Annotated in this window: 25 protein-coding genes and 1 pseudogene; 7 read left to right on the plus strand and 19 right to left on the minus strand. The window is 65.5% G+C overall.

The features are described 5' to 3' along the window. Window positions 1-8: 8 nt before the first annotated feature. The 5 genes from QYE47_RS20955 to traJ are packed head-to-tail and all read right to left on the minus strand — an operon-like array spanning window position 9 to window position 7176. Window positions 9-2072, minus strand: coding sequence for a DNA topoisomerase III (locus QYE47_RS20955; protein ID WP_011114056.1), 2064 nt, complete (start codon window positions 2070-2072; stop codon window positions 9-11). A gap of 11 nt (window positions 2073-2083) precedes the next feature. Further along, window positions 2084-2620, minus strand: coding sequence for a conjugative transfer signal peptidase TraF (gene traF / locus QYE47_RS20960; protein ID WP_006122512.1), 537 nt, complete (start codon window positions 2618-2620; stop codon window positions 2084-2086). Continuing rightward, on the minus strand, window positions 2617-4530 hold the full coding sequence (locus QYE47_RS20965) for a type IV secretory system conjugative DNA transfer family protein (protein WP_000694765.1): 1914 nt from the start codon (window positions 4528-4530) through the stop codon (window positions 2617-2619). Before QYE47_RS20965 ends, traF begins: the two co-directional genes overlap by 4 nt. Then, entirely contained in the window at window positions 4527-6767 is a 2241-nt protein-coding gene (traI, locus tag QYE47_RS20970) for a TraI/MobA(P) family conjugative relaxase (RefSeq protein ID WP_011114057.1), read from the minus strand. The genes QYE47_RS20965 and traI overlap by 4 nt, the downstream gene beginning before the upstream one ends. Before the next feature lie 34 nt (window positions 6768-6801). Further along, window positions 6802-7176, minus strand: a complete 375-nt coding sequence (gene traJ / locus QYE47_RS20975) for a conjugal transfer transcriptional regulator TraJ (RefSeq protein ID WP_000426567.1) — start codon at window positions 7174-7176, stop codon at window positions 6802-6804. A gap of 373 nt (window positions 7177-7549) precedes the next feature. On the opposite strand from traJ, the gene QYE47_RS20980 reads away from it, so the two are divergent. The 3 genes from QYE47_RS20980 to QYE47_RS20990 are packed head-to-tail and all read left to right on the plus strand — an operon-like array spanning window position 7550 to window position 9113. Then, the gene (locus tag QYE47_RS20980; protein ID WP_001127128.1) at window positions 7550-7948 is read left to right on the plus strand and encodes a TraK family protein; all 399 of its coding nucleotides are present in this window, start codon (window positions 7550-7552) and stop codon (window positions 7946-7948) included. Beyond that, window positions 7948-8673, plus strand: a complete 726-nt coding sequence (locus tag QYE47_RS20985; RefSeq protein WP_011114058.1) for an ArsA-related P-loop ATPase — start codon at window positions 7948-7950, stop codon at window positions 8671-8673. The genes QYE47_RS20980 and QYE47_RS20985 overlap by 1 nt, the downstream gene beginning before the upstream one ends. After that, window positions 8673-9113, plus strand: coding sequence for a conjugal transfer protein TraM (locus QYE47_RS20990; RefSeq protein ID WP_000718516.1), 441 nt, complete (start codon window positions 8673-8675; stop codon window positions 9111-9113). The genes QYE47_RS20985 and QYE47_RS20990 overlap by 1 nt, the downstream gene beginning before the upstream one ends. Window positions 9114-9315: 202 nt before the next feature. Here QYE47_RS20990 and kfrC read toward each other — a convergent pair whose 3' ends face one another. From kfrC to QYE47_RS21055, 13 genes are all read right to left on the minus strand, one after another. Next, window positions 9316-9969 carry an IncP plasmid survival protein KfrC gene (gene kfrC / locus QYE47_RS20995; protein ID WP_000826922.1) on the minus strand — a complete coding sequence of 218 codons (654 nt, stop codon included), beginning with the start codon at window positions 9967-9969 and terminating at the stop codon, window positions 9316-9318. 28 nt (window positions 9970-9997) lie between these two features. Then, window positions 9998-10345 (minus strand): IncP plasmid survival protein KfrB, encoded by a 348-nt coding sequence (kfrB, locus tag QYE47_RS21000; RefSeq protein ID WP_000664557.1) that lies wholly within the window; start codon window positions 10343-10345, stop codon window positions 9998-10000. A gap of 170 nt (window positions 10346-10515) precedes the next feature. Beyond that, entirely contained in the window at window positions 10516-11547 is a 1032-nt protein-coding gene (locus QYE47_RS21005) for a DNA-binding protein (protein ID WP_011114059.1), read from the minus strand. A gap of 178 nt (window positions 11548-11725) precedes the next feature. Beyond that, on the minus strand, window positions 11726-12775 hold the full coding sequence (locus tag QYE47_RS21010; protein ID WP_011114060.1) for a ParB/RepB/Spo0J family partition protein: 1050 nt from the start codon (window positions 12773-12775) through the stop codon (window positions 11726-11728). Further along, window positions 12772-13536 carry a ParA family protein gene (locus QYE47_RS21015; protein ID WP_011114061.1) on the minus strand — a complete coding sequence of 255 codons (765 nt, stop codon included), beginning with the start codon at window positions 13534-13536 and terminating at the stop codon, window positions 12772-12774. The genes QYE47_RS21010 and QYE47_RS21015 overlap by 4 nt, the downstream gene beginning before the upstream one ends. After that, window positions 13533-13841 (minus strand): transcriptional regulator KorA, encoded by a 309-nt coding sequence (locus QYE47_RS21020; protein ID WP_011114062.1) that lies wholly within the window; start codon window positions 13839-13841, stop codon window positions 13533-13535. The genes QYE47_RS21015 and QYE47_RS21020 overlap by 4 nt, the downstream gene beginning before the upstream one ends. A 106-nt stretch (window positions 13842-13947) precedes the next feature. Beyond that, window positions 13948-14277, minus strand: coding sequence for a DUF2761 domain-containing protein (locus QYE47_RS21025; protein ID WP_301159115.1), 330 nt, complete (start codon window positions 14275-14277; stop codon window positions 13948-13950). Between the two features lies 1 nt (window position 14278). Next, the gene (kleE, locus tag QYE47_RS21030) at window positions 14279-14605 is read right to left on the minus strand and encodes a KleE stable inheritance protein (protein WP_011114065.1); all 327 of its coding nucleotides are present in this window, start codon (window positions 14603-14605) and stop codon (window positions 14279-14281) included. Between the two features lie 208 nt (window positions 14606-14813). Then, on the minus strand, window positions 14814-15050 hold the full coding sequence (kleA, locus tag QYE47_RS21035) for a stable inheritance protein KleA (protein WP_011114066.1): 237 nt from the start codon (window positions 15048-15050) through the stop codon (window positions 14814-14816). Window positions 15051-15207: 157 nt separating this feature from the next. Further along, window positions 15208-15465 carry a transcriptional repressor KorC gene (gene korC / locus QYE47_RS21040; RefSeq protein ID WP_011114067.1) on the minus strand — a complete coding sequence of 86 codons (258 nt, stop codon included), beginning with the start codon at window positions 15463-15465 and terminating at the stop codon, window positions 15208-15210. A 16-nt stretch (window positions 15466-15481) separates the two neighbouring features. After that, window positions 15482-16690 carry a hypothetical protein gene (locus QYE47_RS21045; RefSeq protein ID WP_011114068.1) on the minus strand — a complete coding sequence of 403 codons (1209 nt, stop codon included), beginning with the start codon at window positions 16688-16690 and terminating at the stop codon, window positions 15482-15484. An 11-nt stretch (window positions 16691-16701) separates the two neighbouring features. Continuing rightward, window positions 16702-16920 (minus strand): hypothetical protein, encoded by a 219-nt coding sequence (locus QYE47_RS21050; RefSeq protein WP_012478187.1) that lies wholly within the window; start codon window positions 16918-16920, stop codon window positions 16702-16704. A 44-nt stretch (window positions 16921-16964) separates the two neighbouring features. Next, window positions 16965-17393 (minus strand): antirestriction protein, encoded by a 429-nt coding sequence (locus QYE47_RS21055; RefSeq protein ID WP_011114069.1) that lies wholly within the window; start codon window positions 17391-17393, stop codon window positions 16965-16967. A gap of 172 nt (window positions 17394-17565) precedes the next feature. Here QYE47_RS21055 and QYE47_RS21060 point away from each other — a divergent pair, with 172 nt between their 5' ends. Continuing rightward, window positions 17566-17829, plus strand: coding sequence for a type II toxin-antitoxin system RelB/DinJ family antitoxin (locus tag QYE47_RS21060; RefSeq protein WP_011114070.1), 264 nt, complete (start codon window positions 17566-17568; stop codon window positions 17827-17829). Continuing rightward, entirely contained in the window at window positions 17816-18097 is a 282-nt protein-coding gene (locus QYE47_RS21065; RefSeq protein WP_011114071.1) for a type II toxin-antitoxin system YafQ family toxin, read from the plus strand. Before QYE47_RS21060 ends, QYE47_RS21065 begins: the two co-directional genes overlap by 14 nt. 1049 nt (window positions 18098-19146) lie before the next feature. On the opposite strand, the pseudogene QYE47_RS21070 reads toward QYE47_RS21065, so the two are convergent. After that, a pseudogene (locus QYE47_RS21070) lies at window positions 19147-19728 on the minus strand (Tn3 family transposase); the annotation flags it as partial. A 28-nt stretch (window positions 19729-19756) separates the two neighbouring features. Here QYE47_RS21070 and istA point away from each other — a divergent pair. Next, complete coding sequence (gene istA, locus QYE47_RS21075; RefSeq protein ID WP_301159116.1) at window positions 19757-21301, plus strand: IS21 family transposase; 1545 nt, start codon at window positions 19757-19759, stop codon at window positions 21299-21301. Further along, entirely contained in the window at window positions 21291-22133 is an 843-nt protein-coding gene (istB, locus tag QYE47_RS21080; protein ID WP_301159117.1) for an IS21-like element helper ATPase IstB, read from the plus strand. Before istA ends, istB begins: the two co-directional genes overlap by 11 nt. Window positions 22134-22146: the final 13 nt, after the last annotated feature.

Consider the following 22146-nt stretch of genomic DNA (forward strand, 5'->3'; position numbering starts at 1 on the left):
CGCTGTGGTCATTCGGATGCCGGGCCGTTGCGGCCCTTGCTGTAGTCGGGCCGACCCTTGAGGTCGGGGTAGGTCTGCTTGCATGTGGGGAAGTTGCTGCAACCCCACCAGAATTGCCCCTTCTTCTTGCTCGGCCGGCGCGACAAGCCGCTGCCGCAGGCCATGCACTTGTGAAGGGATGACACCGGCGCGGCTTCCTTGCCGCCGGCGATGGTCACGGCTCCGCTGTTGGCCTTCGCCACCTGGTCGCGGATGAACGTCTCTTGCTTCGTGATGAAGGCGTCCAGGGCGGCCGTGCCCTGCTCGACGCCTTTCAGCATCCGCTCGTAGAGCGCGGTCAGCACCGGGCTTTTCACAACCTCGGGCAGCGCGTCGATGACGCTGCGGCCGAGGGTCGTGCTGATGATCTGCTTGCCTTTGACGGCCAGGAACTCGCGCCGCTTCAACTCGGAAATGATCGACGCACGGGTGGCCGACGTGCCGATGCCGTCGCCCTCGCGCAGCATCTTCTTGTGCTCGGCATCGCTGACGAACTTGTGGATGTTCTCCATCGCGCGGATCAGCGTGCCCTCGGTAAAGCGCGCTGGCGGCTTCGTCTTGGCGTCCTTGCGGGTGGCGTCCGTGCAGGTCACGGCGTCGCCCTGGGCCATCGACGGCAGGGCCTGCGTGCCGCTGTCGTCGTCCTCGTCCTTCTCGCCTTCCTCGTCGGCCTGGCTGTACACGTCACGCCAGCCGTTGCGCGTGACTACCTTGCCGCTCGCGGCGAAGTTCTCGCCCGCGATCTCGACGCCCACGGTGGTCTGCATGTACTCGTGCAGCGGGTAGAACTGCGCCAGGTAGGCGCGCACGATCAGGTCGTAGATGTTGCGCTCGCGCTCGCTGAGGGCGGCCTTGCTGCCCTTCTGCATGGTCGGCACGATGCCGTGGTGCGCGGTGATCTTCGAGTCGTCCCACGTCTTGGACTTGATACGCGGATCGGCACCATCGACCAGGCCGGCCAGTTCGGGGTTGACGTGCTTGATCGCCTCCAGCACGCGCGGCGCGTCGGCGTGCTGCGACTCCGGCAGGTAGGCGCAGTCGGTGCGCGGGTACGAGGTCAGCTTGTGCGTCTCGTAGAGCGCCTGGCAGGTGTTCAGCACGTCCTCGGCGCTGTAGCCGAACTTGGCCGAGGCCAGTGCCGTAATGTCGGACAGGGCGAAGGCCAGCGGCTGGTTCTGCTTCTTGGCCTCCTGTTTGTACGCGGCGATGGTGCCCGGCTGGCCCTTGACGGCGGCCACCAGGGCGTCGGCGACGGCGGTATCGACAAGGCGGCCTTCGCTGTCCAGACCGGCTTGATCCTCCTTCGCCTTCCATGCGGCGGCGAAGCTGCCGCCGGCGTGCTGCACCACCGCCCGGATGGTGTGGTACGGCACGGCCTTGAATGCCTCGATCTCGCGGTCGCGGGCGACCACGAGGGCCAGCGTCGGCGTCTGCACGCGGCCCACGGTCAGCAGGGCGCGCGAGCCGCCGCGCTGCGCGCGCAGCGTGTACGCGCGGCTGAGGTTCATGCCGATCAGCCAGTCGGCGCGCTGCCGCCCGCGTGCAGCGTCGGCCCAGCCTGCATAGGTGGTGTTCTCCTTCAACGCGGCCAGGCCGCGCTTGACGGAAACGGAGTCCTGCGCGCTCACCCAAAAGCGGCGCACCGGCTTGCTGTTGCGGAAGTGCTCCAGCACTTCGTCAACCAGCAACTGGCCTTCGCGGTCGGGGTCGCCGGCGTTGACGATCTCCTTGGCCTCCTTGAGCAGCTTGCCGATCACGGCGAGCTGCTTCTTCGCGTCGTCCTTGGGCTTGAGAATCCAGCTCTCGGGGATGATGGGCAGCTCATCGACGCGCCAGACCTTCTTGCCGGACTGGCCGCGCGGCACGTCATCGGGCGTGTACTCGTCGGGGTCGGCCTGTTCGAGCATGTGCCCGAAGCACCAGGTCACTTTGTCGGTGCCGCACTCGATGAAGCCGTCGCCCTTGCCGGTCGCGCCCAGCTCGCCGGCGATGGCCTTGGCGACGGACGGCTTTTCTGCGATGAAAAGGCGCATGGTGTGTCTCCCTACCAGGTGATGACCGGACGGATCACGGTCTTGATTTGCGAACGATTGATCGGGCCGAAGTAGCGGCCGTCGAAGGATGTGGCGCTCACGTCCGACATAAGCAGCACCTCGGAATTGCCGAGCGTGTAGCTGTTGGACTGATAGCGCGGCAGCGGCCGACCGGCCTTGTCGGCCTTGATCGGCGCGCTGAGGGGCAGCAGCTCGCCGTTGACGCGCACGCCGTCATCGGCGACGGCGACGGCATCGTCTTTAGCGGCTAAAACGCGCTTCATCATGTAGCCGTAGCCGCCCTGGCAGAAGCCGGCCCCGATGTAGCCCCTCTCCTTGGCGTCATCGAACACGCCGAGCTGCGGCGGGCAGAAGAGGACGTAGGCCCCCTTCTCCACCGGCGCGCTGCTCGTCCAGTACAGGCCGACCGGAATGCTCTTGGTGGTGTTCACGCGGGCACCGGCGGCATAGCCGCCGGCGGCCAGCAGCAGGGCGGCCACGCCCGCGATGACGACGCCTGCCGCGATGCGTTTCAGGATGCGGCTCATATCGTGATGCCCTCCCCTTCCGTCTCGGCCTGTGCGACGGCGCGCAGGCGGTCGCTGACCTTGGGCGCAGGGATCGCGGCGCGTGCCGAGAACACTGGGTCTTTGAAGTACAGGGGTTGCTTGCCGTAGATCGCCGGGTAGCCCGCGACGTAGATCACCATGTCGCCGGCTTCTTCGATCTCGCCCTGGGCGTTCTTCTTTGGCCCCGGCATGCGCAGGCATTCGTCGGGCGTCAGCAAGGGCCGCTGCACTTCCTGGTAAGTGCGCGACACCTGGCCCAGCATCGCCGCCGTGCGGCGGCCGCTGGTCGTGATCTGCTCCTTCACCACGGTGGTCTGCCCGGTGAGGCGGGACAGGTGTTCGGCCGTCTCGACGCGGTTGGGCGGGTAGGCGTTCTGCACGTGGCAGTTCGACGTGATGCTTTCGTCGTGGCCGTAGCCCGTCTCGCGGCTCTTGAGCTGGTTAATGTCCTGGCAGATGAGGTAGCACTTGATGCCGTAGCCGGCCACGAAGGCCAGCGACTCTTGCATGATCTCCAGCTTCCCGAGGCTCGGGAACTCGTCCAGCATCATCAAGAGCCGGTGCTTGTAGTGCGCCACCGGCCGGCCGCCCTCGAAGTCCATCTTGTCGGCCAGCAGGCGCACGATCATGTTCACCATGACGCGCACCAGCGGCCGCAGGCGGGCCTTATCGTTGGGCTGGGTGACAATGTAGAGGCTTACCGGGTCGTCCTCGTGCATCAACTGCTTGATGCGGAAGTCCGACCGGCTGACGTTGCGGGCCACCACGGGGTCGCGGTACAGGGCCAGGTACGACTTGGCCGTGGACAGCACCGATCCGGCTTCTTCCTCGGGCCGATCCATCATGTCGCGGGCCGCCGAGCCGATGGCGTGATGGTTCTGGCCGTCTACGTGCCCGTAGGTCGCCATTTCCATCCAAAGCTCGCCAATGTCCCGGTTCGGGTCGGCCAGCATCGCATCGACGGACGGCAGCGTGGCGGTGCCGCCATCGTCCTTGGCCTTGTACAGCGCGTGCAGGATCACGCCGACCAGGAGCGCGAAGGCGGTCTTCTGCCAGTGCGAGTCCAGGCCCTTGCCGTCCGGGTCAACGATCAGCGTGGCAAGGTTCTGCACGTCACCCACCTCGTATTCGGTGCCGAGGCGGATTTCGTCCAGCGGATTCCAGCAGACGCCGCCCGAGGTGCTGGCCGGCTCGAAGCGCAGCACCTTGTTCTTGGCGTGCTTCTGCCGCCAGCCGGCGGTCAAGGCCCACAACTCGCCCTTCAAGTCGGTGATGACGCTGCTCGCGCCCCACGACAGCAGCGTGGGCACCACCAGGCCGACGCCCTTGCCCGAGCGCGTGGGCGCGTAGGTCAGCACGTGCTCGGGGCCGCTGTGCCGCAGGTAGAAGAAATTGCCGTCCTTGTCCTGCCAGCCGCCCACGTACACGCCGGTAGCCGTGGGTGCGGCCTTGCCGGTGACGATCTCCAGGACGTTGCGCTCGCGTGGCAGCAGGCCGGCCGCCTGAATGTCCTTCTTCTCGGCCCAGCGGGCCGAGCCGTGCAGGTACTCGTTCGCCTTCGAGCTGTTGGACGTGACGACCTTCGCCACGGCCACGCCCAGCAGGCCCACGGTCGAAACCAGCATCCCCATGCTGCCGGCCTTCATGATCTCGTCCGGGTACTGGCTGTACCACTTGTACGTCCAGTGCAGGATCGACCAGGGCGCGTACACGTGGCCCACGTTGGGGCCGAGGGTCGCGTGATAGGCGAACGTGTGGGCGAAGAACTGCGTCGCGGCCTGGAGGCCGCCGACCATCGAGGCCGCGCCCAGCACCGGCAGCAGCTTGCTCGGCTTCGGTTTGGCGGTTCGGACTTGCGGCCCTACCGCGTTGTTCATCTTGATCTTCATCTACTCCTTCCTTTCGACGTTTTGATGGAGCCTTTCGCGGTGATCGAGACGGCATCGCCGACCGCGATGCGCGTCAAGCGCCGGGCCGTGGCCTGGTCGATGGGCATAACCATGACCTCATCACCTCGTTTCAAGAGGGCCAGCGCCTGGCCCTCGATAGTCCTGGTGCCCTGGAACGTGAGCGCACCATCACCGGCAGTATATCGGGAATGCTTCGGTATATCGAAACCTTTTAGGCGCTTTGCCTCGCGTTCGGCGATGTACTTGTCGGCGGCGGCGACGCCCGGCGGCGTCTGGCCTACTCCTGTTCCTGGCCGAGAAATTCCCCGTCGCAGTGCGTGATCTGGTTGGGTTCCTTGCTGCTCCACGTGACGAGGAACATCACGCGGCAATAGCACTTCACTTCCGCCGGCGATGCGAACCACACCGAGTTCGGACAGTGCTCGCAAACGGTGCTGGCTTTGGGGCGGCGGTTTTCTTCCAAGGCGTCCAACGTCGGGCTTCCGGTGGACGGTGGCGGCGTGAAGGCCGGCGTCGGCGCGGTCGCCTCGGCCGGCGGCTGGCCGGCCGTCGCCTGCTCGGGCGACGGCTGCGGCTCCGGTAGCGTGCTGGTCGGCAGCGGGCCGCTGTCCAGGGCCGCCAGCGCCGCGTCCAGTTCGTCCTCGATGCTCTGGTCTTTCGGTTCGCTCATGGGTGTTCTCCTTGTTCAAAAGCGCCTGCCGCCGGCTCTCAAGAGCCGGATCGGTGAAGGTGATGGGTAGCTGGGAATCGACGGCGGCGCGGATCATCTGCGCCTTGAACTCCACCGTGCCGTTGACGGTGATGCGGTTGCCGTAGCGTTGCATCGCCAGGCGCAGGGCTTCTTGCAGCCCTTCGCGCGTGGCCTCGCGGGAGACTTGCAGGCGGTCACCGTCATCGCGCACGGCGCTCATGCCGGCGCGGAAGATGATCGTCCCCTTCTTCGTGATGTTGTCCACCGCCGGCGCGTGGCCGGGCTTCGCCTGGCCCTCGCCCCGGATGGTGTTGCCCTTGAGGCCCTGGGCCGCCTCGCGGGCGCGCAGGGCGGCCAGGGCGTCGGCGCCGCCGTGCTGCGCCTCCTTCTTGAGCCAGTCGGCCCACGTGCGCCGGCTGTGCTCGGCGTAGAGGGCCGTGCGCTCCTGCTGGAACTGCTTGTTGATCGCCTGGAGTTCGCTGCGCAGGGCCTTGCTCGCCTGGGCGTACAGCAGCTTCTTGTTCGCGCGGCCCTCGCCGACCACCTTAATCGTGGCGCGGCGCAGGCGGTTCGACCTCTTGGCCGCCTCGATCAGCCGATCCTTGCGATGCCGGGCGCGCTCCAGGGCCTGGGCGCGCGCCGTGGTCAAGCTCTGCTGCTCGGCCTTGTACTTCGCGTACAGCTCCACGGTGTTGACGCGAAGGCGGATGGGGTCTTTGCGGTACTGCCGCTTCGCGGTGGTTTGCGCCTGCCGTTCGGGCGAAGCCTCGAACGGGCCAAGCCGCGCCTCCAGGCTCGGCTTGGAAAGGTCGCGGGCTACTGTGCTCGCCTTCACCATCGTTCCGTCGCCGGCCTCGAACACGAGGCCATTGGCGCGGACGCGCAGCTCCATTCCGTTGTCCCGCATGACCTGGTGCAGTTCCTGCCAGGACTGCGCGCCCTTGATCTCGTCCAGGCACTCGCGCTTGATCCAGCCGACCAGGCTTTCAACGCCGGCATGCCGCTCCATGTCGGCGGCCCGGCCCTCCGCGCCGCGCTTGCGCGGCTCGTGGTTGTCGCGCTCCAGGCCGTAGTCGCGCTCCAGGGCCGTGCAGAGTTCCGCCAGCGCCCGGTGCGGGTAGTACGGCTCGTGCATCGTGTGCCGCGTCGGGTGAATCTTGTTGATGGCGATGTGGATGTGCAGGTTGTCGGTGTCGTTGTGGACGGCACTGATTCGCTGATGCTCGCCATAACCCAGCCCGACGCAGATGCGTTCCTCAATCGCGCGCAAGGTGTCGGCGCTGGGCTGCTCGCCGGCCCGGAAGCTGACGATCAGGTGGTAGGTCTTGTCGCCCTTCGCGCGGGTGTTCGTGTGCTGGGTCGCCAGCACCTCCGTGATGGCGTCCTGGATGGAACCGGCTTCGCAGTTCGTCGCCTGCACGTGGCCCAGCCGGTGGTCTTTGCTTTGGGCGTCGGTGATGTAGTTCGCCAGGCCCGCGAAGTCGCTCTTGCCAAGCGAGCGCATCGGCACGTGCTTGGCGATCATGGCCGCCCCTCCGGCTTTTTAGCCGCTAAAGAAGTCAAGGCTCGGCCCTCGGCTGAACCACGGCCTTCATGATCCGGCTCATTTCGTCCTGGGTGGCCTCGATCCGGCCCAGCAGGGCCAGGATGGTCGCCTCGCCGAACTGGAGCGTTCGCACGTCATCGGTCAGCCAGAGCTTGAGCAGGCCGCCAAGGCGGCCAAGGTCGCCGTTGACGCGCACCAGCTCGCGCACGTGCTGGTAGTCCATGACGCCCTTGATCTGGTAGCCCTGGCCCACGTCGCGCAGATAGCGCGCCACGCTGACGCCCGCCCTCTTGGCGTTCGCCTCGATCTCGTCTTTCTCTTCGGGGAACACCGGCACCCGCAGGTGCTGCCGCCGCCGGCGGCCGTGTTCCTTTTCGTCGTTCTCCATGCCTCGCCTCGTCTCTCATGCCGGCGGTAGCCGGCTGCCTCGCAGAGCAGGATGACCCGTTGAGCGCCCCCGGCGCGAATAAGGGACAGTGAAGATAGATAACCGGCTCGCCGGTTAGCTAACTTCACACATCCTGCCCGCCTTACGGCGTTAATAACACCAAGGAAAGTCTACACCAGCCATTACGATTTATCCGCAACTATCGCGCTATCAGGCCGCAAAAGCAGCAACGGATATAGCGAAAACCGCCACAATGGCCCATAATGCCGCTATCGAAGCGTGCCAATGCACGCCGATAGCGGACTTTTTGCGTTTCCGTAGCGCCGCTTAGTAGCGTTACATTTGCGATGAGAGGATTAGATGGACGAACACGATGCCAAAGACCTACCCCGAAGAGCTGGCTGAATGGGTGAAGGGACGGGAAGCCAAGAAGCCGCGCCAGGACAAGCACGTGGTCGCGTTCCTGGCCGTTAAGAGCGACGTTCAAGCGGCGCTCGATGCGGGCTATGCGATGAAAACGATCTGGGAGCACATGAAGGAAACCGGCCGGCTGCGCTGTCGGTACGAAACCTTCACCCAGCACGTGAAGCGGTACATCAAGGCCGCGCCGGTAGCTTCCCCGCCGCCTCCCGCCACTCCCCCGGACAGCCAGCCCAAGGGCGCGAAGCCCGAGCCGAAGGCCGCCCCGCCGGCCTCGGAATCCAAGAGTGAGCCGCCCAAGATCGGCGGCTTCACGTTTGATGCGACTCCAAAGAAAGAGGATTTACTGTAATGGCGAAAATTCACATGGTTCTGCAAGGCAAGGGCGGCGTCGGCAAGTCGATGATCGCGGCCACCATCGCGCAGTACAAAGCCGGCAAGGGACAGAAGCCGCTTTGCATCGACACCGATCCGGTGAACGCGACGTTCGAGGGCTACAAAGCCCTCAACGTGCGCCGGCTCAACATCATGGACGGCGACGAGATCAACACCCGGAATTTCGACGCCCTGGTCGAGATGATCGCGTCGGCCGAGGGCGACGTCATCATCGACAACGGGGCCAGCTCGTTCGTGCCGCTGTCGCACTACCTCATCAGCAACCAGGTGCCGGCGCTGCTCCAGGACATGGGCCACGAACTCGTGGTGCATACGGTCGTCACCGGCGGCCAGGCCCTGGTGGACACGGTGAGCGGCTTCGCCCAGCTCGCCAGCCAGTTCCCGGCCGAATGCCTGTTCGTGGTCTGGCTGAACCCGTATTGGGGGCCAATCGAGCACGAGGGCAAGGGGTTCGAGCAGTTGAAGGCGTACACGACCAACAAGGGCCGTGTGTCCGCCATCATCCAGATTCCGGCGCTGAAAGAGGAAACCTACGGCCGCGACTTCGCCGAAATGCTCCAGGATCGGCGCACCTTCGATGAGGCCCTGGCCGATTCGGCGCTCACGATCATGACGCGGCAGCGGCTCAAGATCGTGAAAACCCAGCTCTTCGCCCAGCTCGAAAACGCGGCGGTGCTCTGATGGCGGCCGACGACAAGATCGAGGAGCTGATACGGGAGATCGCGGCCAAGCACGGCATCGCCGTGGGCCGCGACGATCCGATCTTGATCCTCCAGACCATCAACATGAAGCTGATGCAGGACAGCGCATCGGCCCAGCAGGAAATCTTGGACGCCTTCAAGTCGGAACTGGAGTCCATCGCCCACCGATGGGGTGATGACGCCAAGGGAAAGGCGGAAAGGACGCTCAACGCGGCGTTGGCGGCCAGCAAGGACGCCATGACGCGGGGAATGCAGGAGGGCGCGAAGGCGGCCGCCGAGGCCGTGCGGCGTGAGGTTGAGGCGGTGACGGCGCAGCTCGTCGCGCCGATCCGCGAGGCGCGGCGCGTCGCCATGATGAACATGGTCGCGGCCGGCATGGCGGTCGTGGCCGCCGGCCTGGCCCTGTGGGCCTCGCTGTAGATGGCGATGCGGGATCTCATCGTCAGAACTGGCGATGGTCGACCGCGCCGGCGGCATCGCCAGGTTCGGCGATGCTGGCCAGCTCCCGGCATCGTCGCTTGTGACGATGCTGCAGGATGATTCCACCAGGCCCTCGGCGGGCCTCCCTCGCCAGAAATGGCGATGCTCGAGAAAAAAGCCCGGCGACCGCCGGGCTTCGTTTTTATGCGGGCCTGGCTGACAGGCCCAAGGACTGCGATCTCCCTGGCCGCTCCTGGGCCTGGGATTGCTTGCGCTCCTGCTCCTGCTTGCGCATCAGCAGCTCATGCCGGCGGGCGGCCTCGCGCATGGCATCCCAATCGGAAGCCAGCTCGGGGTTCTCGGCGCGCATCTTGCGCGTCGCCAGCTCTTCGATCTTCGGCGAGTGCAGGCCCATGCCTTCCTTGATCTCGCGGACGGCCTCCAGGCGCGCGTGAAGCGTCTGCAAGCGGGCCTGCTGCTGCGCCTGCTGGTTCTGCCAGGCTCGCTTAGAGCCGGGCAAGGAAAGCCGGCCAGGCGCGGACGCCTGGGTCTGCTGCAAACGGGCCTGCTGCCGGTCGATCAGGTTTTCTAGCCTGTCCTCGATGTGCTCCACCTGGTCGTGCTTGGCCTGCACGTAGAGCGCCAGGGTTTCGGGGTAGGACTGCTCGACCGGGGCCGCCTCTAGGGTGGCCTGCTGCTCGATCTCGGCCGCCTGGGCGGCCTCCAGCAAGTCGGCTCCGGTGTCCTCGCGCGAAGCGCCGAAGGCGGCACCGCCGAGGGTGGCCGGCGCGCTGACGCGGGCCGGCTTGGTGGCGCGGCTCTCGGTGCCGCTGCCGGGGATGGTGAGTCGTTTCAAGGGCGTGCCTCCTTTTTAGCCGCTAAAGCTACATGGAGCGCCCCCGCGTCAGTTTCGGGGCCTCTGCGGCGACTGCCGCCTTGCCCTGGGCGTTGTAGCTGATGCTCTTTGCGCTCCCAATTTCAGGTACTTTATCGAAATCTGACCGAGCGTGCATGACAAAGTTCTTGCCGATCTGCTGGTACACGTTGGTGGCGTCGGCATGAACGATCACGCCGGCGTGGGTCTGCTTCTTGTCGGCCGCTTGGGCCGTGTACAGGTTGTAGATGCCGGGCTTCAACGCGCCCGCCTTGTCTACTTTCTGATTCGTCCAAGCGCCGTCCTTTTCGGCCTGAACGATGCGTTGACCGTTCATGACCAAGAGGCGTTCTTTCATCGGGCACTCCTATGGTTGCCGTAGTTCTCAAAAGGGTGATGGTGGCCCCATGCAAGCCGCGCTCCAACAAAAAAGCCGACCTCGGCAAAGCGAGGCCGGCTCTTCCCAGCGGCCGGGTTGTGCGTTTTGTCAGGGTTCCAGGGTAATTTTAAGGAAAACCAACCGATTTATCAGGTCTTTTTGCGTCCGCCGCTGGTCGGATCGGCCGCCCGGCCTTGCGCCATGACGGTTTCCAGGGCCTCCAGCCGGCCGCGAAGCCCGGCCGCTTCCTCGCGGGCCTGGGCAGCGTCGCGCTTCGCCTGGTCGCGCTCGCCCTGGGCGGCGGTCAGCCGCTCGGCCTGGCGGTGTGCCTCGGCCGCCATCGCCTTGCGCTGCTCCTGGTGGGCCTGCTCGGCCGCCTCGGCCTTGGCCTGCACCTTCACCAGCTCCGCGCGCACCTGGTCGCGCTCGGCGGCGGCCGCCTCGGTGGCCTTCCGCTGCTCGGCCTGAGCGGCGCGCGCCTGGTCGGTCGCCTGGTTCGCCCGCTCCAGGTCGGCACGCAGCTCGCCGGCGCGGCGCTCGATCTCGGCGGTACGGCTGTTCGCGGCCGCGAGGTCGGCCCGCAGGGCCTCCACCTGGTCGGCGCTGGCCGTGGCCCTCTCCTGGGCCTTGTCGCGCTCTGCGCGCGCCTGGCGGGCTTCCTGATGGGCGTGATCCAGCTCCGTGCGCAGCTCGCCGGCCCTGGCCTCGGCCGTGGCCGCGCGCTCGCTGGTCGCCGCGAGCTTGCCGCGCAGCTCGTCGGCCTCGCCCTTGGCGGCCGCCTCGACGGCCTCCAGGGCCGCGATGCGGGCCTTGGCCTCGTCCAGCTCGCCGGTGAGCTGGTCGGCCAGCTCTGCGGCTTCCTGGCGCGCTGCTTCCGTCTCCTGGCGCACGGCCTCCAGCGCCTCGCGCTCGGCGGCCAGGCGGTTGTTCGCCATTTCCAGCGCCACGGCCCACAAGTCGCCGCCCAGCTCGGCCAGCTTGTCAGTGATCGCCTGCGGTGCCGGCTCGCGGATCGGGGCGGCCTGGCTGGCCTTGCGTGCGCGCCACTCGTTCATCGCCTCGCTGATGGTGGTGAAGCTGCCGCTGCCGAGCTGCTTGCGCACGTTCGCCAGCGTGGGGTTCTGGCCGGCCGCGTCCAGTTCGTCGGCCACCGCAAATATCTGCTCCTTCGAGATCGCCATGTCGGGCCTCCTTTGGCCGGTTGTATGTTGTAGCGTGAAGCATACTACAACATACAACACTACGCAAGCGGTTTAGCTGAACTTTTTTTAGCGGCTAAAACGCGGGCAAAAAAAGCCCCGCTCGATGGCGGGGCGATGGGTGGGGGTCGGTGGTCGGCGATGCCCGGCGCTGGGCGTGTCAGCCCTCCAGCAGCGCGACAAGCTGCACGGTGCCAAGGTCGGCCTCGAACTCCTGGCCGTCATCCTCGTATTTGAGCCAGGCCCAGCCCTCGGCCGGGGGCCGGCGGTTGAGGATCAGCCGTGCCGGCCGGTCGTCGTGCTTGACCTGGATGATGGCCTTCTTGAGCTTGTCGGGGTCGGCCTCCTTCGGCTCCTTCTTCCCCTTGGCGTCATCATCCTGCGGCCCCTGCTCGCCGTCGCCGGCCTCGGCGTCGGTCTTGCCGGTCAGCGCATCGACGGTGTTGGGATCACGGTCGCCGTCCTCGTGACTGCGCTTGTCCTCCAGGAACTCGCGCAGCAGCTTCACCGAGCCGCGCGTCAGCTCCTGGCTGTCGTCGGCCAGCCAGGCGGCCACCTCGTCGGGGTTCTTCTTGTAGGCCGTCACCAGCTCGTTGATGACAGTCACGTCCTTGCCCCGGCCGCTATTGAACGCCTCGGCAATGGGTTCGGGCAAGTCCAGCAGCGTGACGTGCTGCGTGACGAAGGCCGGCGACTTGCCGATCTCCTTGGCGATCTCGCCCTTCTTCTTGCCCTTCGCCAGCTCGCGGCCGATGAAGTCGGCGATCTCACGCGCCGTCAGCTCGTTGCGTTGCAGGTTCTCGATAACCTGGTCGGCCTCGTTGTAGTCGTTGTCGATGAAGGCCGGGATCGTGGTCTTGTGCGCCCACTTCGAGCCGCGATAGCGCCGCGCGCCGTGGTTGATGAGGTAGCGCCCCGGTGCGTCCGGGTTCTCGCGCACGCTGATGGGCGACTTCACGCCGCGCGCTTTGATCGTCTCGCCGATCTCCGCGATGCTCTCCGGCGAGAAGCCGGGGTTGTCGGCCGTGCGCGGCTGGTGCGGGTCTTCGTCGATCAGGTCAAGCGGCAGCTCCTGCGGGCCTGCGCCGCCGGCGTTGGCCGCCGGCTGCTCGTTCAGCAGGCCGGCCAGGTCGCCCAGCCCGTCCAGGCCCAGCCCGGACGATTGCGGCTTGTCCTGCTCCTTCTTCTTGGCGTTGGTCTTGGCGCTCATTGCGCGATCTCCATCTTCGTGAACACGTAATCCGCCAGCGCACGCACCTCCTGGGTGGCCTTCCGCGCGGCGGTCTTCTTGATCTTCCACACCGGCATCTGCTCGCCCAGCGCCTCGGCGATGCTGTCACGCGCGCCGATGCTGAACGGCAAGATGAGCTGCGGGTATGCCTGCTGCAACGTCGCCAGGTTGTTGACGTGGCGCGGCTTCCGCGCGTCCACCTTGTTCGGCACCATGCCGAGGAAGCGCAGCTTGGGGTTCTGCTTGCGCAGGTTGCTGATGACCGCGACCATCTTCTTCATGCCCTGCAAGCTGTACGCCTCCATTTCGATGGGCGACAGCATGTAGTCGGCCGTCAGCACGGCCGCCGTCATGGCGACGCCAAGGGAGGGGGCCGTGTCGATCAGGCACACGTCGAAGAACTCGCCCAGCGCGGCCACACTGGCCCGCAGCGCGGCGGCCGCCTGGGAAAGCTCCATCTTGTCCAGGTTCGCCAGGTTGGCGTCTGCCGCGATCAGCGCCAGGCCGTCATCCTCCCGGTCAGCGAACCAGGCGCGCAGCTCGTCGCCGCCGGCGGTGAACATGCGACTGGCGGGATAGCCCGAGTCGTGGCCGGCCAGCGTCCAGCTCGCATTGCCCTGGGTGTCCAGGTCGATCACTGCAACCCGAAGGCCGCGCTCCTGGAAGTCGAACGCCAGGTGGCAGGTTGCGAACGTCTTGCCTTGACCGCCTTTCTGAATTGCCGTGACCAGTGTTTTCATGAGTTGGGTTCCTGTTTCCTCTTTCCCTTGGCGTCGGCTTCCCAACGCTTGACGATGAACGCTTGATGCTCCGGCAGTACCGCCGTCACCCGCTCGAAGCCCTGCGGGAGCACTTCCCCCGCCACTGCCCACACGCGGCTGACCGCTTGCGATACCGCCCCCTTGGTCAGCCCCAGCGAGGCCACAAACTCGGCCTGGGGCCTTCCATCGACCAGCACGCCGCGCGCTATGTCGATGGTCTGTTGCCCGATCTCCAGGCCCTTGATCGCCGCCTGGAATTGGGCTTCGGTTAGCCGTTTCTTCATGGAGAACACCCATATAAACTCCACACCCGGTTGTTGAACAAAAGGCGGTGCCAGCCGCCGACCATGTGCAGAAGTTTAGCTAAACTCGCCGCCCGCGTCAAGCGTTTTAGCGGCTAAAAATGGGCGCGTGATCTTCTTTCTTGGCGTTCAACCTGGCCGCGTCAGCGGCACTCATGAAGAACGTCATCAGCGGGCCGACCGTGCGGCTCGAACCGTTGGCAAAGCACACGTCGAACTGACCGCCGGCGGTGTGCGGATCGACGCCTTCCACCAGTCGCCAGTGGTCAAGGCCCCATTCCTCGGATTGCGCGCTGTACCAATAGGCCGGCGCATCGCCGTTCAAGTCGCTGGCCGCGTACTCGCGCACCAGGACGGCCACCCGGCCGGTGTTCGGCTCCACGAATCCCGGCGGGTAGGGTAGGGTCTGTTTTTTCATGTCAAAGCCCCTTCGGCTTGTAGATCGAAACGAAGTAGGTGATCGCGGTCAGCACCGCGAAGTACGCCAGGAACGACCAACCGGCATACACGCCAGGCGTGTTCCAGTGGTAGAGCATCCGCACGAACTGGAAGAAGGTGGCAATCGACAGCACCCACTTGAGGATCGGCCAGACCAGCACGGTCGCCACCCATACGAACTTGACCAGGCCGGCCAGCAGGCCAGCACCGGGGGCCTTGTTGGGGGCAGCAGACGCGGCGGCAGGCTCCACCGGCGCGGGCGCGGCGGGCTGCTCGATCTCCTTGGGGAACTTGATGATGTTGGACATAGCTTGACCCTCCACGCGCTTACGTGTTGAATGCTGGGTGCTCCCACTCGGAAGCATGGTTACGGTGTGCCAGCACCAGGCCAAGCGCCCCGGATCACTCCGGGGCGTTCCTCCACCTGGGGCCGCCCTTGATCTTGCCTCGGCTCACGCAATACTCCTTCTTGGCGTCCTCGATAGGCCCGGCCGTTGCCGACCGGGCCATGTGCTCTTACCAGCCGGCCCGGCGCTTGGCCTGCTCGACGGCTTCCATCGACCAATGGCCCTTGGCCTGCCCCTCCAGGGAGCATCCGGCGAAGTACGCCTTGCCGCGCAGTTCCTCGGCTTTGCACACCAGCTCGGCCGCCTCGGCCATCATGGCCGCGATCTCGTCACGGCGGGCCGGGAAGTCGGTCGCTGCCGCGCCCTCCAGCTCGTCAATCCAGGGCATAATCTTGTTGTCGCTCATCGGACTTTCTCCGGTAGTTGACCTGGGCAATGTGCCCGGCCTTCAAGTGCTATATTAGGGCAAAATGCCCTAACCTGTCAAGCACTTTAGCTAAACTTTTTTCGCTTTACCGGAATCCGAAGGCTAAACTTTAGCCGCTAAAACCTTTCCCTTGGCGTCAATCCTCTTTCCAGATCACGCCCAGCCCGGCCTGGTCGCACAGGATCGCCCATGCCGCATAGGGAATCGGGGTGTCCTCGCCGATCCAGCGGCGGATCGTGCGGTCGCCCTTCGCGCCCAGCCCCAGCGCCTTCGCGGCCTTGCTGCCGCTGAACCCGGCCAGGCGCAGCACCTCTCGGACTTCCTCGCCGGTCGGTTGCGCCCAGCGTTCGGCCGGCTTCAAGCACTCCAGCCGGATATTGGCGTCGTTCGTCATTCGTTCGTTCTCCTGGTCAAGTGATAAGCCGCAACTGGTCGAAGCCGTAGATCGACTGGATGCAGCTCGGGTCTGAATCGACCACGCGCCGGCCTGCGCGATTGGTCTTGTACGTTACCGGCCTGTCGTCGTGCGCCCACACCTGGCGGGTGTCGGGATGCACCTTCACGATGATGATGCGCTTGCCGATGTAGCGGTCGAAAACCGGGTGATGGACGCTCACGATCTCGCACCGCTGGCCGGGCTTGAACTCCACCAGGTCGGCCGGGCCTCCATCGCCATTCCTGGCGATGCTGCAGGTTGCCGCGCTCGCTCGCGGCATCGTTGTTTCCGGCGATACAGGCCCGCCCTCGCCCGGCTCGGCATCGTCGGCTTTGACGATGCTGCAGGTCATCGTCGTTTCTGGCGATGCGGGATCTCGCTCCGGGCCTGCGCCGGTGATTTTTCCCTTGGCGTCCAACCCGGCGGCCCTGGCCGCCTTGATCCTGGTCGCGGCCTCGGCCGCCCAGCGCCTGGCGATGAAGGCCCGATGCGAGGGCAGCACCACATCGACCAGGACGAACCCCGGCGGCACCAGGACGGTCGCCGGTGCGCGCCGCGCCGGCGGCTCCAAGCCGGCCAGCCAAGCGGGCAGGGGAGCATCGGCCAGGCGGTCGCGGTAGCTGGCCTCGACCATCACCGGGCGCTTCTTCTCGGCTCGCTGCGCAGCCAGGATGCCGCGCGCAACCTCGTCCACCGTCATGCAGCCCTGCGCCGTGTCGAAGTGCGAGCGGTAGCCCGTTTCGGAGATAAACGGCCTGTCCAGGTCGATGACGTGGAACTGGAAGTGGGCACCCAGCGGCCCGCCGTAGCCGGCCTCGTACTCCACCAGGGCGCGCATGTCGCCATCCGCGACCAGGAACTGGCCGCGCTGGCCCCACAAGGGCACGTCGCCAGGCACCGCCGCGCAATGGCGCTCGATGACCTGGCCGGGCGCGTCGTGGTCGGCCATGCTGCCCACGTGCGTTCCGCCGTTCATCTTCCAGATGACGGCCTCGTATCGGTCGCTGGCCGCCTCGGCGGCCGCACCGTCACCGCGCATGATCGCCGCGTCGATCTCCACCACGGCCGCCACGGCGGCGGCCAGCAGCTCGTCGCGGTCGGTGGGCAGCTCGGCCAGCAGCTCGGCCGCCGGCGCGTTCCAGTCCTGGCCCGGCTGGGCCGGCGTCTTGCGTTTCTTCGCCATCGGCCGGCCCCTCAAGTGTCAGCACGCCGCCACGCGATCACGTCGCGGGCTTCGTAGCCGTGGCGCTTGCAGTCGTCGCAGAATCCCGAGCTGAACCCCTTGTGGTTCGTGCCGATCCATGCGGCCGGCTTGCCGCATTCGTGGCCGTAGGTGCCCGGCTCGGCGTTGTGGCACTTGCCGTCCGTCGCGTAGCTGTTCGTCGGTGCCTGGGGAGCGTTGTTCCTGGTCATGGTCGCCTCCTGGAAGCCCCGGCCGAAGCCGGGGCCGCCCCTCATCAGTCAATAGCCCGGTAGATCGCGGCCGCCTCGGCGTGGCTGGCTGCGAAGCCGCGCAGGAAGTGATAGCGGTCGATCAGGGCATCGCCGGCGTCCGTGTCGGCGGCCTCGGCCGCGAGCTGACCCAGCGCGAACAGGGTTGCGACAATGCCGGCGGCGTCGGCCGACAACTCGCCTCGGAAGCCGTTGCCGTCCACCTCGATCTCCAGGCGGTCGGCCAGGTCGGGGGCCATGTAAAAACCGCCGTCCGACAAGGTGTAGTAGTGCCAATACGCGCCGCTGTAGCGTTCGCAGAGCCGGCGAAGCCAGGCATACACCAGGGCCTCGCCGCGCATCATCAGACGCGGGCCGAAGTAGGCGGGCAGGAAGTCGAGGCGCTGGGCCTCGGCGACCAGGGAAGCGGTAACGGGTTGCTCTTGGGTGTTCATCGGACTTTCTCCGGTAGTTGACCTGGGCGAAATGCCCGGCCTTCAAGTGCTATATTAGGGCAAAATGTCCTAATCGTCAAGCACTTTAGCTAAACGTTTTAGCCGCTAAACCTTGCCCTTTCCCTTGGCGTGCATTACAATGTAATTCACGAACCCAACCGGAGAACCAATCATGGCTGCAAACCAGCTCGTACAAACGCGCATCGACGGCGCGATCAAGGAAGAAGCGGCGGCCGTCCTGGCCGCGATGGGCCTTACCGTGTCCGACGCGGTGCGGCTGCTGCTCACGAAGGTGGCCCAGGACAAGGCGCTGCCCTTCGAGCCGCTGATTCCGAACGCCACCACCATCGAGGCGATGAAGGAAGCCCGCAAGGGCAAGCTGCCGCGCTTCGCCACCGTCAACGATCTGATGGCCGATCTGCATGCGGCAGATTGAGCGCACCGGCCAGTTCAAGCGCGACTACAAGCGCGAGGCGAAAGGGCAGCACCGGGCCACGCTCGACGCCGACCTGGTGCCCGTCCTGGTCGCGCTCGCCGACGACCAGCCGCTGGAACCTCGGCACCGCGACCACGCGCTGACCGGGGACTGGAAGGATCACCGGGATTGCCACGTCAAGCCCGACCTGGTGCTGATCTACCAGAAGCCCGACGCCGACACGCTGCGCCTGGTGCGCCTCGGCTCTCACTCCGAACTCGGCTTGTGATCGGCGCGGGCCTGGCCCCGCGTCTCACGTTTCATTGACACTTGAGGGGCGCTTTCCGCGCCACCGGCCGAGCTGGCCGACCCCCTTCCTTGGCGTAAAACCTGCGGCGGTGGAGCTGCTGCGATGCTTGAGGATCGCGCGGCCGGTCGAACCGCGGCGACCTGGTTGGGGAGTGTGAGGGGGCTTTGCCCCCTCGCAAGCTCTCGAACTTACTGCCTTCCGCCAGGCGCTTGCGCCTGGCTCTCCTAAGCCGTAGCGCCGAAGGCGCTCCATTGTGGGGTGAGGCCGCAAGGCGGCCGAGGGGCGTAGCCCCTGGGGGGATGGGAGGCCGCTTGCGGCCGGGTGGGATCGAGAAGGGGGGTTTCCCCCCTTCGGCGGCCGGTCATGCTGCGCGGTAGCTTGGGCCGTGTTGCCGTTTTTTTCGCCAGCCTCTGGTTAAAACTACCTGGTTATATAAAAAGGTTATAAAGACGGTTAAAAACCTGGTTAGCATGACCGAAAAACGCGCGTAAACCGTTGTCACGCCAAGGAAAAGCGCGAAGAGGCCGCCCCTCAAGTGTCAATGGATAAGCCCCCCATGTGTCAATACGCTGCCCCTCAAGTGTCAAGAACCGCGCCCCTCAAGTGTCAGTAGGGCCGCCCCTCAAGTGTCAATACCGGGGCAGGGTTCCTAACAGGGTTATCCACAACTTCGGTGGATAACTCCATGCCGATCAGGCACTTAGGCCGCCTCGGCGGCCGCCTGGACGGCTCGACCAGGCCGAAATCGGCCGCTGCCCCCCAAGTGTCAACATCGCGCCGGCCCCGCTGCCCCTCAAGTGTCAACGTCAGGGCTGCGCCGGCCGGCCTCGGCCGACTTGTCCCGAAACTGTCCACAACGGCCGCGCCGGTGGGGCAGGGCAGGGAGGGGTCTCCTCGTTTTCAGTGCAATAAGTGACGGTACGAAAAGCTAGCACTGGCGCGGAGGTGGTGTTGGTAGATCGTTGATTTCATTGACTTTCCTGTTCACTTTCAAATCTGCGATTCGTGGCGTCAAACCGTGGTCGGTTTCATCCATTGGTGCCAGTTATCGATGCATTTGGCCGCGAAGGCAGGATTTGGTCAGCATAGCGGTCAACCGGGAAGCGAAACACACCCCGCAAGTTGATGCTCTCCAGCCTGGTGGGCGCAATCTTCCCGATCAGTTCCGGTGGAATGACCTGGCGGCGGTTCGACCAGCGATCCAGGACCGCCTGCATCTGTGAGGTATTCCACGCCATCACGATGTTGGCCATCAGGCTCAACGCATCGGCCACAGCCTGCATTTCATCGACACGTTTGGCCTGCGCCGGGCTGATCCGGCCGGTATAAATGGCGCGCTTGAGGGCGTTAACAGCCTCGCCCCGATTGAGCACCCGGCGCAACTCGTTCCTGAAAGCGTCCTTGACAAAGTAGTCAGCCAAAAACGCCGTACGCAGCAACCGCCCCAATTGCACGCCAGCCTCATAGATTGGATCGCCCTGGGCGGCAGAACCGAACCGCGCAAGAGCTGCCACCGCACTGGCTGTTGAATCACGAGCAAAACTGAGCCAGTAAAGGGCGGTAGTCACGTCCAATTTTGAGCCACGTTATTCACATACCCTGCTGCTTTTTTCAGCAGTGGGGTCAGGAGTGATCAACGTGAGCACATTGAGCAAATTGCGCCGCATGGTCCTGAGGGACCACCTGAGCGTGCGCGAAGCCAGCCGAAGGCTGGGCATCTCCCGCAACACAGCCCGCAAGTGGCTGGACGAGGACGAGATGACCGAGCCACGCTACCCCCAGCGCGCCAAGGCGCCTAGCGTGCTGGACCCCTACAAGGATCAACTGAGCACCTGGCTCAAGGCCGACAGCCACCGCAACAAACGCGAGCGTCGAGGCATCAAGGCCATGTTTCGGGCGCTGCAGGCCATGGGCTACCCCGGCAGCCGCGGTCCCGTGTACGAGTTCGCCAAACGCTGGCAGGAAGAGCAGGCCAGCGGCCCCCACCGACCGGGCTTTGTGCCCATGAGTTTCGAACTGGGCGAAGCCTTCCAGTTCGACTGGAGCTGTGAGTACGTCTTTGTCGGCGGCTTGCGCAAGCGGCTGGAGGTCTCCCACACCAAGCTGGCGGCCAGCCGGGTGTTCATGCTCACCGCCTACTTCAGCCAGTCCCACGAGATGCTCTTTGACGCCCATGCAAGGGCGTTTGCCGCCTTCGGTGGCGTGCCGCGCAGGGGGATCTACGACAACATGAAGACCGCCGTCGATCAGATCGGCAGCGGCAAGCAGCGCAAGGTCAACCTGCGCTTTGAGGCGATGACAGGCCACTACCTGTTCGAGCCGGAGTTTTGCAATCGGGCCGCCGGCTGGGAGAAGGGCATCGTCGAGAAGAACGTGCAGGATCGCCGCCGCGGCATCTGGCGCGAGGCGGCCGAACGACGCTGGCCCGATCTGGCCACGCTCAACGCCTGGCTGCACCAGGCCTGCCTGGACGCCTGGCACGAGTTGCGCCACCCCGAGTGGCCCGAACTGTCGCTGGCCGATGTCTGGCAGCAGGAGCACTTGCAGCTCATGCCCAACCCACGGCCTTTTGACGGCTACGTCGAGCTGGTGGCCAGGGTCAGCGCCACCTCGCTGATCCACTTCCAGCGCAACCGCTACAGCGTGCCCTGCGAGTGGGCCCATGCCAGTGTCAGCATCCGGGCCTATCCGGATCGCCTGGTGGTCATCGGCCCGGGACCTCAGGGGCAGCCTGAGGCGGTGACGCTGGTGCGCAGCTTCGAGCGTGAGCAGACCATCTACGACTGGCGCCACTACATCACCTTGCTCGAACGCAAGCCCGGTGCCCTGCGCAATGGCGCTCCGTTCAAGACCATGCCCCCAGCCTTGCAGCAGCTGCAGGCCCACCTGTTGCGCCATGCAGGCGGTGATCGTGTCATGGCCCAGGTGCTCACCGCCATCACCTTGCACGGGCTCGACGATGTGCTGGTGGCCATTGAGGTGGCCTTGCAATCGGGTCGCATCAGCGCCGATCACGTGCTCAATGTGCTGGCGCGCCTGAAGGAACCCTGCCCACCGGTATCCCTCTCCGAAGAATCCCCGCCGGCCCTGGCGCTGATGGAGCCACCGCGCGCCGATGTCACCCGCTATGACCGCCTGCGACAGGGGGCCAGCACCACCGGAGAGAACAGCCATGTCCAATGACATCGCCGCCGCCCTCAAGGGCCTGAGCCTTCACGGCATGGCCAGCGCCTGGCCCGAACTGCTGGGCTTGGCGCGCCTCAAGGCCATGGACCACGAAGCCCTGGTGCACCAGCTGATCAAGGCTGAAGGCGCCCACCGCGAGGTGCGCTCCATGGCCTACCAGATGCGCTCGGCCCGCTTTCCCAATCACCGTGATCTGACTGGCTTTGCCTTCGATCAGGCACAGGTCGATGAGGCCTTGGTGCGCCAACTGCATGAGCTCAAGTTTGTCGACTCGGCCCACAACGTGGTCTTCGTCGGCGGGCCAGGCACCGGCAAGACCCACCTGGCCACCAGCCTGGGCATTCACGCCATCCGCGCTCATGGCAAGCGGGTGCGCTTCTTCTCCACCATCGAGCTGGTCAACCTGCTGGAGGCAGAGAAGACCCAGGGCAAGGCCGGTCAGCTGGCCCACCGGCTGATGTACGTCGACCTGGTGATCCTTGACGAGATGGGCTACCTGCCATTCAGTCAGGCCGGCGGCGCCTTGCTGTTTCACCTGCTGTCCAAACTCTACGAGCGCACCAGCGTGGTCATCACCACCAACCTCTCCTTCTCGGAGTGGGCCAGCATCTTTGGCGACCCCAAGATGACCACCGCGCTGCTCGATCGCCTGACCCACCATTGCCACATCGTGGAGACCGGCAACCAGAGCTGGCGGTTTCGAAACTCCAGCGCACACGCACCCGGCACAGCAAAAACCACCCGCACCAAGACCCAGAAAGGAGCCCAGCAGACCGACCACCCGATAGACTTGTCCACAACCGAGCAAGCCATTTCTTCTTCAACCTAGTGGCTCAGTTTTG

This window comes from Pseudomonas sp. 2,4-D (assembly GCF_030418155.1).
Lineage (GTDB): Bacteria > Pseudomonadota > Gammaproteobacteria > Pseudomonadales > Pseudomonadaceae > Aquipseudomonas > Aquipseudomonas alloputida.